This window comes from Pseudomonas sp. ok266, assembly GCF_900110195.1.
Taxonomy (GTDB): Bacteria; Pseudomonadota; Gammaproteobacteria; order Pseudomonadales; family Pseudomonadaceae; genus Aquipseudomonas; species Aquipseudomonas neuropathica.
Window position 1 is genome coordinate 1 of sequence record NZ_FOCU01000021.1, and the last position, 15,440, is coordinate 15,440.

Here is a 15,440-nt window from a genome sequence, read left to right on the forward strand (position 1 = left end):
CTGATCCCATCCCGAACTCAGCAGTGAAACGATGCATCGCCGATGGTAGTGTGGGGTTTCCCCATGTGAGAGTAGGTCATCGTCAAGATTAAATTCCGAAACCCCAATTGCGAAAGCAGTTGGGGTTTTGTTTTGCCCGCAGGAAAGTTTATCAGGGATAAAAAGTTCGGGAAGACTATCAAGTTCAAATACAAAAGCCCCGTCGCAATCGAAATTGCGACGGGGCTTTTGTTTTACCGTCAGCCGACGAATTGCCACAACGTGCCGCGACTGCGTCGTTGATCTTCAACATCAGACTGGATACGCGGTTAACCCTCGTTCAGCTCAATTTTACCCATTGAGGTACTGACTTCGGTTATGTGTCGGCGACCGTAGACTTCGTATGTGCGGCTGCCGTCATCGCTGTCCGGTTTACGCAATGCCAGTTGCGCGAACAAACCATTCTTTTCGCTGTAACTGCCGAACCAGTCGATCAAGGCGCCGATGTAACAATCATTGCCAATGAAGACTGGCAGGTCGGCTACTTTTTCAATGCTGTAATGCGCCGGGCCAAAGCTGTAGTAATCGTTTTCACCAGCGCCTGTAGCCGGAATAGGGCAGAGCGGTTCTTTTGAAGGGATAGCAGCGGTTTCATTTACTTTCGCCACTGCCAGATTGAGCGCTCGGTGCAGATCGGGTTCGAGTTCAAACGTGCTGTTGCCGTCATCTTTGTGTTGAAGAACGGGCACGTTGAGGTCGTAGTGATAACGGATCGTCACCGTAGGCACCTGGACGTTGATTTGCAGCGGGTTGAGCAAGTAGATCCGATCAACGCCGTACTCGCTGTTTCGATAAGCCGCGTAAGTTTTGCCACGCAGGTTTATCCAGTCTACCGACTGATTGGCACCGCGATCGTTGGTGTAGAACAGCGAACTTTCGGGCTCAACAGAGCGTTTGACGAACCGTTCTCCGTCGCGACGCCAGGTTTCCACATAGGTGAACAGACCTGTGCCCCCGGCGTAGGTATTCACAATCAGATCGCGCTGCCCGTCGCCATCCAGATCCTGCAAAGTGTAAGAGGTCAGGCCGGTTTCGGCAGCGTCAGTGATCCGCGAAGCGGTCAAGGCTCGCCATTCATTTGCAGTAACGCCTTTGGGTTGTGCAGTCGGAAAGTGCGTTATCGACGAATCCTCTTCACTGGCATCGCCGTGAAAACCGCCGGCAGTTGTTTTCACGGCGAGCGCGGCGAGTGCTCGGTCCAGCGCAAATTCGGGATCATCTTTACTGGCGGCTTGAATGCTCTTTTGCAGGTCGTCCAGCGCCTGTTCATCGAGGTCATCCGGTTGATAGGCAACGGCTGCCTGCCACTGTGCCAGCAGCACTTGCAGGCGCTCGCGATAGTGCTGATCCAGGCACGAAATGTCTTCGGCGCATTCGTTGCGGGCTTTCAGCCACAGTCGTTGAGTGCGCCTGAGCTCAGGTTGTGCGGGAGCAGAAACCTTGAATAAATCCCGATAAACCACCTCCATCTGCGCATCCAGTTCATACAGCGACTTGTTCGCGCAAACAGTGTTTTCGACGGCATTCGCCGCTTTTGTGCAATCCATTCCAGCCGCCATTGCCTGCTGAACAAACAGCAGAGCGCAGGCGGACACGATGTAGCGTCCTTTGATGTCCACGATGTAAGCCTTGTAGTGGGTAGTTGTCCTGGCGCGCAGGGTAAATGCTCGCAGAGGAATCTTGAAGCACTGGCTTCAGGGAACCGCACTTCTGGCCGATAACCCATTCGGTGACTTAAAAGTGGCGCGAAATCGCTTGATAGCATTTTGCCGCCAGCTATCATCTGCGCGCCTGAAATTGCCCTCACTTCAATTGCCTGGAAATCTTCGATGCTGTCGTATCACCAAAAAAGTTTTCTGATCGTCGATGATTTCTCGGATTTCCGCAGTTCCGTGCGTTCGATGCTGCGTGAGCTCGGGGTCAAGGACGTCGACACGGCCGACACCGGTGAGCAGGCGCTGAAGATGTGCGCGCAGAAGTCCTACGATTTCATCCTGCAGGATTTCCATCTCGGCGATGGCAAGAAGAACGGCCAGCAGGTGCTCGAAGATCTGATGTCGGAAAAGCTTATCAGCCATGAAGCGGTGTTTGTCATGGTGACGGCCGAGACCAGTCAGGCGATGGTGCTCAGTGCTCTGGAGCACGAACCGGATGCGTACCTGACCAAGCCGTTCAACCGCTCCGGCCTGGCCCAGCGCCTGGAGCGTCTGGAACAGCGCAAGACGTTGCTCAAGCCGATTCTACAAGCCCTCGATCGTGGCAAACCGGTCGAGGTGCTTAATGCCTGCATCGCCCTGTGCAAGCAGGACATTCGCTATTCACCGCTGTGCCTGCGTTATCGCGCCGATGCGCTGCGCGAGATGAATCAGAACGAAGCGCTGGAACGTCTCTATGACAGCATCATTGCTGACCGGCCGTTGCCATGGGCATTTGCCGGACTTGGCAAATTGCTGTTCAAGCGTGGCCAGGTGGCGCAAGCCAAGGGCGTTTATGAAAAGGCCCTGAAGGTGTTCCCGATGATGCCGGCGCTGTACGACGGCATGGCCGATGTACTGGTCGCCGAAGGCGATAGCAAAGGTGCGCAACGGGTGCTGGAGGAGGCGATTCGCCTGTCTCCCTTGGCGGTGCGTCGGCAGGCGTTGCTGGGCAAACTGGCGATGGCCAACGAAGACTTCGACACCGCGTCCCGCGCCTATCGTCAGGCCGTAGCGCAAGGCGCGCAGTCGCGCTTCAAGGATCCGGAAAGTAATCTCGGCCTGGCTCACGCGCTGATCAGCAAAGGCAGTGAGCGCGGTCTCGACACGCGCACACGCCTGGAGATCAACACCACGCTCAGTGCGGTGGCCAAAGAAAACCCGAGCGACCCCGGCCTGCAGATTCGCGCGCGTCTGATGAAAGCCACCAGCCTGCTGCTCAACGATGCCGAGACCGCTGACAAGCTCACCGAGCAAGCGCTTATGCGCCTCGACGGCATGGAGCAGTTCATGAGTCCGGAAGCTGCGCTGTTGGTCGCCAAGCAATTGCAGATGCTCGGACAGGCCGAGGCGGGCACCTCGATGCTCAAGAGCTGCGCAGAGATCTACGGTGACGATCCGGCAGTAATGAAAGACATCGCCAAGCTCACTGATGACCCGACCATCCTCAGTTCCAGCAACGCTGCCGCTGACCTCAACCGTCAGGGCGTGCGCGTGTACAAGACCGGCAACCTGGTGGAGGCCCGTGAGGTGTTCCGCAAGGCGCTGAAGATGCAACCGAAGAACATCAGTATCGCGCTGAACATGGCCCAGTCGCTGCTCCACGGCACCGACACCAGTGTGCCGTCGGCGGAACTGGAAGAATGTCGGGCCTGCCTGAAAATGGTTGGCCTGATGCCCGACACCGACGCGCGTTTTGCGCGTTATCAGAAGCTGAAAAGCAAGGCGTTTGGCGAATGAACCACGACGAGCAAGCTCTGGATTTTTCTACGGTGATCGCCTCCACCGTCCACGACATGAAGAACTCGCTGGCCATGCTCATGCAGGCCCACAGCCAATGGCTGGCGCGGTTGCCTGAGGCGCAACGGCTAGGCGCGGAGCAGGGTGTGATCGACTTCGAGTTTGCCCATCTCAACGGCATGCTGGTGCAACTGCTCGGGCTGTACAAGCTCGGCGTCAACCAGATGCCGCTGCAACCGGCGTATCACGAACTCGATGACTTTATCGAGGCGCAACTGGCGGCGCATCAGGAAGTGTTTGCCAGTCGCGGGATCATCGCCACCTATGAAGTCGATCCGCTGAGTCCGTTGGGTTTCTTCGACCGTGAGCTGATTGCCTCGGTGCTGGGCAACTGCATCAATAACGCCATTCGTTACGCCCGCGAATCGCTGCTGATCACCGTCAGTGACGAGGCCGGGCAACTGGTGCTGAGTATCAACGACGACGGCGACGGTTATCCGGCCGAGATGCTCGAGCGCCAGGCCGATTATGTACAGGGCATCAATCACAGCAGTGGCAGCACCGGGCTCGGTTTGTATTTCGCCAATCGTATCGCGGCGCTGCATCAGCGCAATGGTGTCGAAGGGCGCACCGAAATCCGCAACGGTGGACCGCTTGGCGGCGGGGTGTTCAGCCTTTATCTGCCGTGACACAGGTTTTTGTTTGACGCTGCTTGATATTCCGAACAGCCGGAGCCTATTTTGTGCGGGTCGCCGTTCGCGGCTCGCACAATAACAAGGATTGCGTCATGACAACCGATGGCCAGGGTTCACTCGCGCAGCGATTGACCGGCATTGATGAGATTGAATGTGTTACGCCGGATCTGAATGGCGTGCCGCGCGGCAAAGTGATGACCGCTGAGGGTTTCCTCGAAGGGCGGCGTCTGCAACTGGCCCGTGGCGTGCTGTTGCAATGCATCATGGGCGGTTACCCGGCAGCACGGTTTTACGGCAGCGACGACGGCGATCTCGCCCTGATTGCTGACCCGACCCAGATCCATCGTTTGCCATGGAGTGACGACCCGCGTGCCCTGGCGATTTGCGATGCCGATGAGTTGAGCGGCGAAAGCTCCAACCTGTCGACTCGCGGTCAGCTCAAGAAAGTCATTGCCCGTTATGCCGCGCGCGGCCTGGCGCCGGTGGTGGCGACCGAGCTGGAATTCTTTGTCTTCGCGCCGAATACCGATCCGACCCAGCCGTTCCGTCCGCCAGTAGGCCTTGACGGGCGTCGCGAGGATGGCCAATCGGCGTTCAGCGTCAGTTCCAATAACGGTCTGCGGCCGTTCTTCAACGAAGTCTATAAGTGCATGGCGGCACTCGGTCTGCCGCGCGATACCTTCATGCACGAGATGGGCGTCAGCCAGTTCGAGATCAATCTGCTGCACGGTGATCCACTGCTGCTGGCCGATCAGACGTTCCTGTTCAAGCACCTGCTCAAGGAAGTCGCGCTTAAGCACGGCTTGACCGTGGTGTGCATGGCCAAGCCGCTGGCACACACGCCAGGCAGTTCGATGCACATTCATCAGAGCATCGTCGAGACCGCTAGCGGCAAGAATGTCTTCAGTGATGCGCACGGCGAGCCAACCGCGATGTTCCGTCACTTCATCGGTGGCCAGCAGGCGGGCATGGCTGATTTCACCGCACTGTTTGCACCTAATGTGAATTCCTATCAGCGCCTGTGCCATCCGTACGCATCACCGAACAACGCCTGCTGGTCGCACGACAACCGGGCGGCCGGCCTGCGAATTCCGGCCAGCTCGCCGGTTGCCCGTCGGGTGGAAAACCGTTTGCCGGGCGCCGATGCGAATCCGTATCTGGCGATCGCCGCCAGTCTGGCTGCCGGTTTGCACGGGATCGAGAATGAGCTGGAACCGAGCGAAGCGATTCAGGGCGAGTTCGCGGTGCCGGACAATCTTGCGCTGCCGTGTACCTTGCACGCCGCGCTCGAACGTCTGAAACGTAGCCAATTGGCGAGGGAACTGTTCGGACAGGAGTTCATCGAAGGCTACATCGCTTCGAAGACCATGGAGTTGACCAGCTTCTTTGATGAAATCACTCCCTGGGAACGACGTGTTCTAGCAGCCCAGGCCTGACGTACCGCCGCCATCGGGCTATCGTTCTGGTAGCCCGATATTAACTGCAAGGAGCCGCTCGGAACGCCGATGCGCCAAATCTGGAAATCCTTTCGAGCACTGTATTTCGCCTCGCTGATGATGTTGATCGGCTCGGGCCTTCTATCCACTTATCTGGCATTGCGACTGGCCGCTGACAATGTCGACGGCCTCTGGGTCGGCGCGTTGATGGCGGCCAACTATTTCGGTCTGGTGCTGGGCGGCAAGATCGGTCACCGACTGATTGCCCGGGTCGGGCACATCCGTGCTTATTCGGCCTGTGCCGGGATCGTTGGGGCGGCTGTGCTTGGCCACGGTCTGGTCGATTGGCTGCCGGCGTGGCTGGTGCTGCGGACCATCGTCGGTCTGGGCATGATGTGCCAGTACATGGTGATCGAGAGCTGGCTCAACGAACAGGCGGACGCCAATCAGCGTGGCCTGGTGTTCAGCGGCTACATGATCGCTTCGTACCTGGGCCTGGTCCTCGGCCAACTGATTCTGGTCATGCACCCGGGCCTGGGGCTGGAACTGCTGATGCTGGTCGCGCTGTGTTTCGCCCTGTGTCTGGTGCCCGTGGCATTAACGCGGCGGATTCACCCGGCGCCACTGCATCCGGCGCCGATGGAGCCACGCTTCTTTATCAAGCGCGTACCGCAGTCGTTGAGTACGGTGCTGGGTGCCGGTTTGATCATCGGCTCGTTTTACGGTCTGGCACCGCTGTACGCCTCGCAACAAGGGCTATCGACCGAGCAGGTTGGTCTGTTCATGGGTAGCTGCATCTTTGCCGGTTTACTGGTGCAGTGGCCGTTGGGCTGGTTGTCCGATCGTTATGACCGGGCGCTGCTGATTCGCTGCTTTGCCGGGTTTCTGGCGGTGGCGGCGTTGCCGTTGGCCGTGCTGCCGCAGGTTCCGCTGGAGGTCCTGTTCGGGGTTGGTTTCCTGTGTTCACTGGTGCAGTTCTGTCTGTACCCACTGGCAGTGGCATTCTCCAACGACCACGTCGAAGGCGATCGTCGCGTGTCGCTGACGGCGATGCTGCTGGTGACTTATGGTGTCGGTGCGAGCATCGGGCCGTTGCTTGCGGGCGTGTTGATGAAGCTGTTTGGCAGCCAGAGCCTGTATGCGTTCTTCAGCTTCTTCGCGTTGGTGCTGGTGTGGCGGATCCGGCCGAAAGCGGTGACCAATCTGCATCAGGTCGACGACGCGCCGCTGCATCACGTGGCCATGCCGGACAGCATGTCCAGCTCACCGCTGGTGGCGGCCCTCGATCCTCGGGTAGACGAGCAGGTGGTGCAGGAGCAGATGGTGCAAGACCCTGTGCAGGCGCCGGCAAGTCCCGAGCCTGAAGCTGATACTCCGTCAGAGCCTGCGGCAGAAGTCGAATCGGATACCGATAAACCCGCGCCTGATCTCAGCGGCGGTAGACCCTGAACTGAACAAAAAACATCGCGCATAAAAAAGGGCAGTCCCGCCAAGGACTGCCCTTTTTATTGGCCGCAACGAATCAGAGATCGTCTTTGTCGAAACGGCGTGCTTCACGTTGCAACTGATACACGAAACGCTCAACGTTGCGCGCAGCCTGGCCACTGATGTTGTGGAAGCGCAGACCGGCAAAGGTAATGTTGAGTTTTTCTTCGAAATGCAGATAGCGCAATTCGACGGAGATCGGCTGGTTGCCGAACAGTGGCGGGGCGATCAAGCGGTCATAAACCTGGCCCAATTGCAGGCGGTCGGTGATATCACCTTCGAAACGCAGCTTGCAGCCGGTCGCGGAGATATCCAGCAGTTTGCCGTTGATTGGCGCCTTGAGTTTTTCGCCGCCCAGTTCAACGCTGACCAGGTCGGTCAGTTTCAGTGCCGCGCGGAAGGCATTGCGGCGCTGGTGGTAAACCACTTCAGTCGGCAGTGCGCCGGTGTAGAAACGATCACCCTCGGATTCTTCGATATTCAGCGTGCCGGTGCATTCCCAGGCGATGCGCACGCCTTCATGAAAACCTTCAACCTTGAATGGCTCACCGGCCTGCAGGAAACGTTCGCCATCACGCGGAATCATCTCGTCCAGTGCGATCGTAGCGCTGTCGCGGTCGACTTTGATCAGATAGCTCTGGAAGCGCTGGCTGCGCTCATGAAAGGTGATGATCAGCGGATCGTGGCTTTCTTGCAGCTGGCGCAGGTTGCTGGAGATTTCCAGTGGCGTGGTAAGCACCTTAGGGGGCTGCGGAGCATCATCCGCGCTGAGGGCGTTGGACACGGTTTATCAATCTCCAGACAAAATATGACGACTAGCCAGCATTTTGCCAGCATGTTTCGCGGGTTGATAGAGCTGGCGCATCAACGGCTCATGCCTGGCTGAGCGGACGCGGTGTGGCGGGTTTGGCAAATGTACCGCTGGCGTTATACAGCGCCGGCGCTTCACCGCCGGTGAGGATCTTCAGCTGATTGGCCGTGGCGGCCTGCTGGATCTGGATCGACTGGCCGTTCTTGAGGTTGGCGGCCTGGCATTGAGCGATCAGATCGGTCAGGGCATCGCCCTGGCTCAGCAACTGGTCGCCAATGCTCGACTGGCCAGCCAGTTGCTCCAGACCGCTGCGGTCTGTCGGCAAGTTGAGGCTGGCGAGGATTTCACTGCGCTTGCGGCCATGCTGTTCAAGCAGAATGATCAATGCCTGTTTATGCGCCAGAATGTTTTCCAGCAAGGGCATGTCGCGACCGTGCAACGCGAGGGATTCGGTTTGCAGCAGCTCCAGCAATTGTTGAGCTGGAGCAAAGTCGTCGTTGATCAATTGCAATAAATTAGTGTCGTGCATGGCTGGCCTTGGGTTTTAAGCGTCCAAAAGCCTGGCGCCGGCAAAAGCCTAGCGCTGGGCTTCGAAGTTGAGCAGTTTGCTGGCTACACGGTTGCTGTCGACTTTATAGCTGCCATCGGCAATCGCGGCTTTCAACTCGGCCACACGGGCTTTGTCGACAGCAGGCTGATCGCGCAGCTTGTCAGTGACCTTCTGCAACTGTTGAGCCTCATTGCTGAGGTGTACCGATTCCCCGCTTTTTGCGGTACTGGCCGGTTCGGCCTGGGTATTCAGCGGCGCGGAGGTGCCGGTTTCGGCGGTTTCCTTGGCGTTGCTGGTACGTGTACTGCCCGTAAGTGACGAGGAGCTGTTCAAACGGCTGAAATCGATGACCATGATAAAAACCTCTGGGAATTTGGACGCTTGCCATGTTTTCGGCCATCCCCTGGAAAACTTTAGGCACATTTACAATGAGCCTTGCATGCGCCGGCGCGTGTCCTGCTGCGGCACAGTTTAGGGAACAGCCGGGGCCAGCGCCAGTTTTCTACATCGCCACTTCCACTTGGCCCGGCGCGGTGACTTGCGCCTTGATGACCCGTTGCGAGTTGAGGTTTTTCACCCGGATCTGTTCTTTCAAACCACCATTGGCCAGCGCTTCCCCGGGCATGCGCACGGCGAGCGTGCCGCTGCGCGCAGTAATGACCACTTGATCACCCTTGCGAATGACTTCCGCCTGTTCCAGATGGACCAGGGTAATGACCTGATCGGCTACCGTTGGTCGGGTTAATTTCTGCCCGATCGCTTCGTCTACCGAGGTCAGAAAGCCTTGGTTGATCGTGCTCACGTCGCGTTCACGCAGGGTCACGTCCTGTGGTTCGATGATCCCTGCACGTTTCAGCGGTCGGGTGGTTGTCACAATCTCGCGAAACAGGCGGACTTGAGCGGGTACGAACACAGTCCAGGGCGAGGCGCCCTCACAGCGGACCTTCACGGTAACCCGGCCCAGCGGACGTGCCGGACTCTCCAAAGTCGCTGTCAATTCCTTGTCGCACATAGGCATGCGCATACGGGGGTCGAGCTGGTTTACTTCGATCTCGTAGCGGCCTTCCGTTTGACTGGTGGCCAGATAGTCTTCTACGGTGAACTCAAGAAAGCCCTGAGTGACGCCGATAAGCATGTCAGGCAAGGTAACCGCATCAGCAATGGCAGGGCTGCCAGCGAAAAAGCAGCAGACGGCGGACATCGCGCAAAGGCTTTTGCGAGCGCGGGAGGTCAGGTGTCGGAAAAATGTCGTTTGAGCGTTCATACGAGTTAAAAAGCAAGCGCCGTGCCGTTTAGCAATGAATGTGCGTCGCAACAACACTTGGCGTTGGTGTAGGAGTCTGGGCATGGCTGGTGTAATGGATTCGGTGAACCAGCGCACGCAACTGGTGGGGCAGAATCGCCTGGAGCTGTTGTTGTTCCGTCTCGACGGTCAGCAGCTCTACGGAATCAACGTGTTCAAGGTGCGGGAAGTGTTGCAGTGCCCGTCGCTGACGTTGATGCCCAAGTCCAGTCCTGTCGTGTGCGGGGTGGCAAATATCCGGGGGGCGACCATTCCGATCCTTGATCTGGCAATGGCCACCGGTTCCGGAGCGTTGAAGGACAAGAACAACCCGTTCGTGATCATCACGGAGTACAACACCAAGACCCAGGGTTTCCTGGTCCGCTCGGTGGAGCGCATCGTCAACATGAACTGGGAAGAGATTCATCCACCGCCCAAGGGCACGGGTCGCGATCACTACCTGACCGCTGTGACTCGGGTGGACAATCAGTTAGTCGAAATCATCGACGTCGAGAAAGTGCTGGCGGAAGTTGCGCCGACACCGGAAGCGATTTCGGTGGGCGTGGTCGATGTCGAGACCCAGACCAAGGCACTGTCATTGCGTGTCTTGACGGTCGATGACTCGTCGGTGGCGCGCAAGCAGGTCACGCGTTGTCTGCAGACAATCGGGGTCGAAGTGGTGGCGCTGAACGACGGCAAACAGGCGCTGGATTACCTGCGCAAGCTGGTCGATGAGGGCAAGAAGCCGGAAGAAGAGTTCCTGATGATGATTTCCGACATCGAGATGCCGGAGATGGACGGGTACACCCTGACGGCGGAAATCCGCGGCGACGCACGCATGCAAAAGCTTCATATCATCCTGCATACTTCGTTGTCGGGGGTATTCAATCAGGCGATGGTCAAGAAAGTCGGTGCCGATGACTTTTTGGCCAAGTTCCGTCCTGATGACCTCGCATCCCGGGTAGTCGACCGGATCAAAGCAGCAGATATCAGCTAGGGGCGTTTTGCTCCTGGCGGTCAACACGATTTAAGAGGCGGCATCATTGTCTACGGGTAATTTGGATTTCGAACAGTTCCGGGTCTTCCTGGAAAAAGCCTGTGGCATTCTGCTCGGTGAAAACAAGCAGTACCTGGTCTCGAGCCGTCTCAACAAACTGATGGAGCAGCAAGGCATCAAATCCCTGGGTGAGCTGGTTCAGCGCATCCAGACCCAGCCGCGCAGCGGTTTGCGCGAGCAGGTGGTCGATGCCATGACGACCAACGAAACCCTGTGGTTTCGTGACACCTATCCGTTTGAAGTCTTGAAGAACAAGGTGCTGCCTGAAGCGATCAAGGCCAGCCCCAATCAGCGTCTGCGGATCTGGTCGGCCGCCTGCTCGTCGGGCCAGGAACCGTACTCGCTGTCGATGTCGATCGACGAGTTCGAGCGGACCAACCTTGGTCAACTGAAGATGGGCGTGCAGATTGTTGCCACCGATCTGTCCGGTCTTATGCTGACCAACTGCAAGACCGGCGAGTACGACAGCCTGGCCATCGGTCGTGGTTTGTCGCCGGAACGCCTGCAGCGTTACTTCGACCCGAAAGGGCCGGGCCGCTGGGTGATCAAGGCGCCGATCAAGAACCGGGTAGAGTTCCGTTCGTTCAACCTGCTCGACAGCTATGCCGCGCTGGGCAAGTTCGACATCGTGTTCTGCCGCAACGTGTTGATCTACTTCTCTGCCGAAGTGAAGAAAGACATCCTGTTGCGCATTCACAGCACGTTGAAGCCGGGCGGTTATCTGTTCCTTGGCGCTTCCGAAGCGCTGAACGGTTTGCCGGACCATTACCAGATGGTGCAGTGCAGCCCGGGGATTATTTACCAGGCGAAATAACCGTATCGGCAACACCAAAAAACGGCAGGTCCCAAAAAGACCTGCCGTTTTTTATGCCCAAAGAAATTCTCCCTGACACCATAAACCCCCTGTAGGAGTGAGCCTGCTCGCGATAGCGGTAGCACATTCAGCAGCATCGGTACCTGACACACCGCTATCGCGAGCAGGCTCACTCCTACAGGGGATCGTGGTGTGTATGAGATGGACGGCAAGCGGCAGAAAAGCGGCATCCGGCGGAAACCGGTTGCCGCTTTTCTGGCATTGCCGCTTTGCCGACTCCCTGCAAAGCCCCGGTTTATGCGGCTTTTGTGGTTTGGCACGGCGCTTGCTAAAGCTCAGTTACGAAAAACCGGTCACCTGAAGGTTCCCGACATGAGCATCAGCTTCGATAAAGCGCTCGGCATTCACGAAAAGGCATTGGGCTTCCGCGCCCAGCGTGCCGAAGTGCTGGCCAACAACATCGCCAACGCCGACACCCCGAACTACAAGGCGCGGGATCTGGACTTCTCCAAAGTGCTTGAAGCACAGACCCAGAAAAATGCGAACGGCACCATCGCCCTGAACATGACCAACAGCCGTCACATCGAAGCTGAAGGCCTGGGCAATGGCGACGAATCGCTGATGTATCGCACGCCGATGCAACCGTCGATCGACCAGAACACCGTGGACGCTCAACTGGAACAGTCGAACTACGCGGAAAACGCCGTCGGCTTCCAGGCCAGCTTCACCCTGCTCAACAGCAAATTCAAAGGGCTGGTGTCAGCCCTGCGCGGAGAGTAATCCATGTCCCTGTCCAGCGTTTTCAACATTGCCGGCAGCGGCATGAGCGCACAAACCACGCGTCTGAACACCGTGGCGTCGAACATCGCCAACGCCGAAACCGTCTCGTCGAGCATCGACCAGACCTATCGCGCCCGTCACCCGGTATTCGCCACCATGTTCCAGGGCGGCCAGAACAGCGGCAGCAACTCGCTGTTCCAGAGCCAGGACGCGGCCGGTCAGGGCGTACAGGTGCTCGGTGTAGTCGAAGACCAGAGCAACCTCGAAGCGCGTTACGAGCCGAACCATCCGGCGGCCGACGCCAAAGGCTACGTCTACTACCCGAACGTCAACGTGGTGGAAGAAATGGCTGACATGATTTCCGCGAGCCGCTCGTTCCAGACCAACGCCGAAATGATGAACACCGCCAAAACCATGATGCAGAAGGTACTGACCCTCGGTCAGTAATAAGGGGCGACTGCCATGAGTGTTTCCGATACCACCAGCAGCCTGAGCATGAATGACATCCTGGCGAACTCGTCGAAAAAGACCAGTTCGACCACCGGTGGCATTGCTTCGGCGACCAACAGCGCCACCGGCGGCCAGGCACTGGGCAAGGATGCGTTCCTGCAATTGCTGGTCACCCAGCTGAAAAACCAGAACCCGCTTGATCCGCAGGACAACAGTGCCTTCGTTGCGCAGTTGGCACAGTTCAGCAGTCTTGAGGGGATCACCACCCTCAACAGCACTGTCAGCTCGCTGGCTGGCAACTACAACTCCTCGCAGGCGTTGCAGGCTTCGTCGCTGGTGGGCCGCAATGTGATCGTGCAGACCAACTCGGTTCAGCTCGACGATCCGAGCAAAGGCATGACCGGCTCGGTCAGCGTTCCGTCGTCGATTGCCGGCGGCACCGTCAGCATCACCGACAGCAGCGGCACGGTGGTTCGCACCATCGATCTGGGCAGCCGCGCCGCAGGCAGCGCGAGCTTCACCTGGGACGGCAAGGACAAGGACGGCAATGTGGTCAAGACCGGTACCTATACCGTCAAGGCCAACGCATCGATCAATGGCACCTCGACCGACATGGCGACGTACCTGCCGGCCACTGTCACCAGCGTGACGATCAGCCAGACCGGCGGCGAGCTGATGCTCAACCTGTCCGGCAAGGGCACCGTTGCCCTGTCCAAAGTACAAACCATTGGTATATAGAGCCGACTAACCGGCACAAAGGAGTGGAATATGTCTTTCAATATCGGCCTTAGCGGTCTCTATGCAGCCAACAAGCAACTGGACGTGACCGGCAACAACATCGCCAACGTCGCGACCGCCGGTTTCAAATCGTCCCGTGCAGAATTCGAAGACGTCTACTCGGCCACTCGCCTGGGTAGCGGCAGCAAAGTGATCGGCAACGGTGTGCGCCTGGCCAATGTTTCCCAGCAGTTCACCCAGGGTGACATCAACAACACCGGTAACGTGCTGGACATGGGCATCAACGGTTCGGGCTTCTTCACCATGAGCAACAACGGCTCGGTGTCCTACACCCGTGCCGGTACGTTCAAGGTCGACAACGCCGGTTACATCACCAACACCGACTACACCTCGCGCCTGCAGGGTTACGGCGTGGACGCCAATGGCAAGATCATCAACGGTGTGTTGACCGACCTGAAGATCGATACCTCGAACCTGGCGCCGAAATCGACTTCCCTGGTGACGTCGAGCATCAACTTGAACTCGACTGCGCCGGTGATCAACGACACAGTGGCGGCCGGCAAGTTTGATCCGAGCAAGCTTGAGACGTACACGAAGAGCTTCAGCACTCCGATCTACGACTCGCAGGGCAACTCGCACGTCATGGATCAGTACATGGTGAAAACCGGCCAAAACACTTGGAAGGTTTACACCCTGGTGGACGGGCGTAATCCGGATGCAACCGGTAGCAATCCACTCACGACGCCTCCAACTGCTTCGACACTGACGTTTGACAGTTCGGGCAATCTGACTCAGGTCAGCACACCTAATCCGGCGGATCCGGCCAATCCGATCATCAGCAGCGACTTGAAGCTGGCCAATTGGAAGCCGGGCAACGTGGTCAACGGTAACTTTGTACCTAACGGCGCAGCAGCCAACACGGCTGGCGTGACCATCTCCATGTCCAAGACCACTCAGTACAACGCTGACACCGCGCGTTCGATTCCGACTCAGGACGGTTACGCCACTGGCCAGATCACCAACCTGACCATCGACGGCACCGGTACTTTGTTCGCCAACTTCAGCAACAACCAGAGCAAGGCCATCGGCCAGGTTGCGCTGGCCAGCTTCACCAACGAACAAGGCCTGCAGGCTATCGGTGGCACCAGCTGGAAAGAGACGTTTGCTTCGGGTATCCCGGGCTACGATGCACCGGAAACCGGTACCTTGGGTTCGATCGCTTCCAACTCGCTGGAAGAGTCGAACGTTAACCTGACCAACGAACTGGTAGACCTGATCAAGGGCCAGAGCAACTATCAGGCGAACGCCAAGACCATTTCCACTCAGAGCACCATCATGCAGACCATCATTCAGATGACCTGATGTGATCTGAGAGCTGCACTGAAAACCGACGCGCCAATGCGTCGGTTTTTTTTGGCGTAGTATTTGGGACGTGTGTTCAGCTATCTACCGTTTGTCGGTCGCTGTGGTGTGGAACTTGCACTCTCGGGAAGCGGTGGCGGTGCGCGTCAAACTTTCATTCACTCCGCCTGTTTGCAAGCCGGGCCTAAGGTCCGGTGGCTTGGAAGCCATCAGTAGTCACCAGGGATGCGACACTTTGAACAGTCATGATTACGTCAGTGCGCCGATTGCGGTGCCAGCGCTCGACGGCCTCCGGCCGGGCCGTATATGCCCGCACTGCCCGGGCATTGCCGGTTGCCCTGTCAGTGCCCCCTCATCCAAACCGATTGAAATCAATTCTCCTGTTGTCGGGTTCACACAGCAACGTCTGCGCGGCCGATGTCGTGCGCGGTGATTTTTCTGATCGTGTCGAGCATCACCGCCCCCAGCCCAAAGCGGTCGGATTTTTCAAAATGCTCAAGCCTTTTT

Annotated in this window: 15 protein-coding genes and 1 rRNA gene; 11 read left to right on the top strand and 5 right to left on the bottom strand. The window is 57.9% G+C overall.

Features of this window, described 5'->3' with window-relative positions:
• Positions 1 to 88: ribosomal RNA gene (gene rrf, locus BMY54_RS28730) — 5S ribosomal RNA — on the top strand; the annotation flags it as partial.
• A 220-nt stretch (positions 89 to 308) separates the two neighbouring features.
• Here rrf and BMY54_RS28735 read toward each other — a convergent pair.
• Positions 309 to 1,658, bottom strand: coding sequence for a lysozyme inhibitor LprI family protein (locus BMY54_RS28735; RefSeq protein WP_093442077.1), 1,350 nt, complete (start codon positions 1,656 to 1,658; stop codon positions 309 to 311).
• Between the two features lie 210 nt (positions 1,659 to 1,868).
• Between BMY54_RS28735 and BMY54_RS28740 the strand changes: the two genes are divergently transcribed.
• From BMY54_RS28740 to BMY54_RS28755, 4 genes are all read left to right on the top strand, one after another.
• Positions 1,869 to 3,473 carry a tetratricopeptide repeat-containing response regulator gene (locus tag BMY54_RS28740; protein ID WP_093442081.1) on the top strand — a complete coding sequence of 535 codons (1,605 nt, stop codon included), beginning with the start codon at positions 1,869 to 1,871 and terminating at the stop codon, positions 3,471 to 3,473.
• Positions 3,470 to 4,162, top strand: a complete 693-nt coding sequence (locus BMY54_RS28745) for a sensor histidine kinase (RefSeq protein WP_093442086.1) — start codon at positions 3,470 to 3,472, stop codon at positions 4,160 to 4,162. Before BMY54_RS28740 ends, BMY54_RS28745 begins: the two co-directional genes overlap by 4 nt.
• A gap of 200 nt (positions 4,163 to 4,362) precedes the next feature.
• Complete coding sequence (locus BMY54_RS28750) at positions 4,363 to 5,604, top strand: glutamine synthetase family protein (protein ID WP_175559686.1); 1,242 nt, start codon at positions 4,363 to 4,365, stop codon at positions 5,602 to 5,604.
• Positions 5,605 to 5,673: 69 nt separating this feature from the next.
• The gene (locus BMY54_RS28755) at positions 5,674 to 7,053 is read left to right on the top strand and encodes an MFS transporter (protein WP_093442096.1); all 1,380 of its coding nucleotides are present in this window, start codon (positions 5,674 to 5,676) and stop codon (positions 7,051 to 7,053) included.
• Positions 7,054 to 7,126: 73 nt separating this feature from the next.
• On the opposite strand, the gene BMY54_RS28760 is transcribed toward BMY54_RS28755, so the two are convergent.
• The 4 genes from BMY54_RS28760 to flgA form a co-directional block, all read right to left on the bottom strand.
• Entirely contained in the window at positions 7,127 to 7,873 is a 747-nt protein-coding gene (locus tag BMY54_RS28760) for a flagellar brake protein (RefSeq protein WP_093442101.1), read from the bottom strand.
• An 88-nt stretch (positions 7,874 to 7,961) separates the two neighbouring features.
• Positions 7,962 to 8,429 (bottom strand): flagella synthesis protein FlgN, encoded by a 468-nt coding sequence (locus tag BMY54_RS28765; protein ID WP_093442106.1) that lies wholly within the window; start codon positions 8,427 to 8,429, stop codon positions 7,962 to 7,964.
• A gap of 48 nt (positions 8,430 to 8,477) precedes the next feature.
• Positions 8,478 to 8,804, bottom strand: a complete 327-nt coding sequence (flgM, locus tag BMY54_RS28770) for a flagellar biosynthesis anti-sigma factor FlgM (protein WP_077574151.1) — start codon at positions 8,802 to 8,804, stop codon at positions 8,478 to 8,480.
• A gap of 148 nt (positions 8,805 to 8,952) precedes the next feature.
• On the bottom strand, positions 8,953 to 9,714 hold the full coding sequence (gene flgA / locus BMY54_RS28775; protein ID WP_026000512.1) for a flagellar basal body P-ring formation chaperone FlgA: 762 nt from the start codon (positions 9,712 to 9,714) through the stop codon (positions 8,953 to 8,955).
• A gap of 82 nt (positions 9,715 to 9,796) precedes the next feature.
• Between flgA and BMY54_RS28780 the strand changes: the two genes are divergently transcribed.
• From BMY54_RS28780 to flgE, 6 genes are all read left to right on the top strand, one after another.
• Positions 9,797 to 10,729, top strand: a complete 933-nt coding sequence (locus BMY54_RS28780; RefSeq protein WP_007917585.1) for a chemotaxis protein CheV — start codon at positions 9,797 to 9,799, stop codon at positions 10,727 to 10,729.
• Positions 10,730 to 10,775: 46 nt separating this feature from the next.
• Positions 10,776 to 11,603: a protein-glutamate O-methyltransferase CheR gene (cheR, locus tag BMY54_RS28785; protein ID WP_016983976.1), complete on the top strand. Its 828-nt coding sequence runs from the start codon at positions 10,776 to 10,778 to the stop codon at positions 11,601 to 11,603.
• A gap of 372 nt (positions 11,604 to 11,975) precedes the next feature.
• On the top strand, positions 11,976 to 12,383 hold the full coding sequence (flgB, locus tag BMY54_RS28790; RefSeq protein ID WP_007917581.1) for a flagellar basal body rod protein FlgB: 408 nt from the start codon (positions 11,976 to 11,978) through the stop codon (positions 12,381 to 12,383).
• A 3-nt stretch (positions 12,384 to 12,386) separates the two neighbouring features.
• Positions 12,387 to 12,830 (top strand): flagellar basal body rod protein FlgC, encoded by a 444-nt coding sequence (gene flgC, locus BMY54_RS28795; protein WP_003227217.1) that lies wholly within the window; start codon positions 12,387 to 12,389, stop codon positions 12,828 to 12,830.
• 15 nt (positions 12,831 to 12,845) lie between these two features.
• On the top strand, positions 12,846 to 13,571 hold the full coding sequence (gene flgD / locus BMY54_RS28800; RefSeq protein WP_093442110.1) for a flagellar hook assembly protein FlgD: 726 nt from the start codon (positions 12,846 to 12,848) through the stop codon (positions 13,569 to 13,571).
• Between the two features lie 30 nt (positions 13,572 to 13,601).
• The gene (gene flgE, locus BMY54_RS28805) at positions 13,602 to 14,933 is read left to right on the top strand and encodes a flagellar hook protein FlgE (protein WP_093442114.1); all 1,332 of its coding nucleotides are present in this window, start codon (positions 13,602 to 13,604) and stop codon (positions 14,931 to 14,933) included.
• Positions 14,934 to 15,440: the final 507 nt, after the last annotated feature.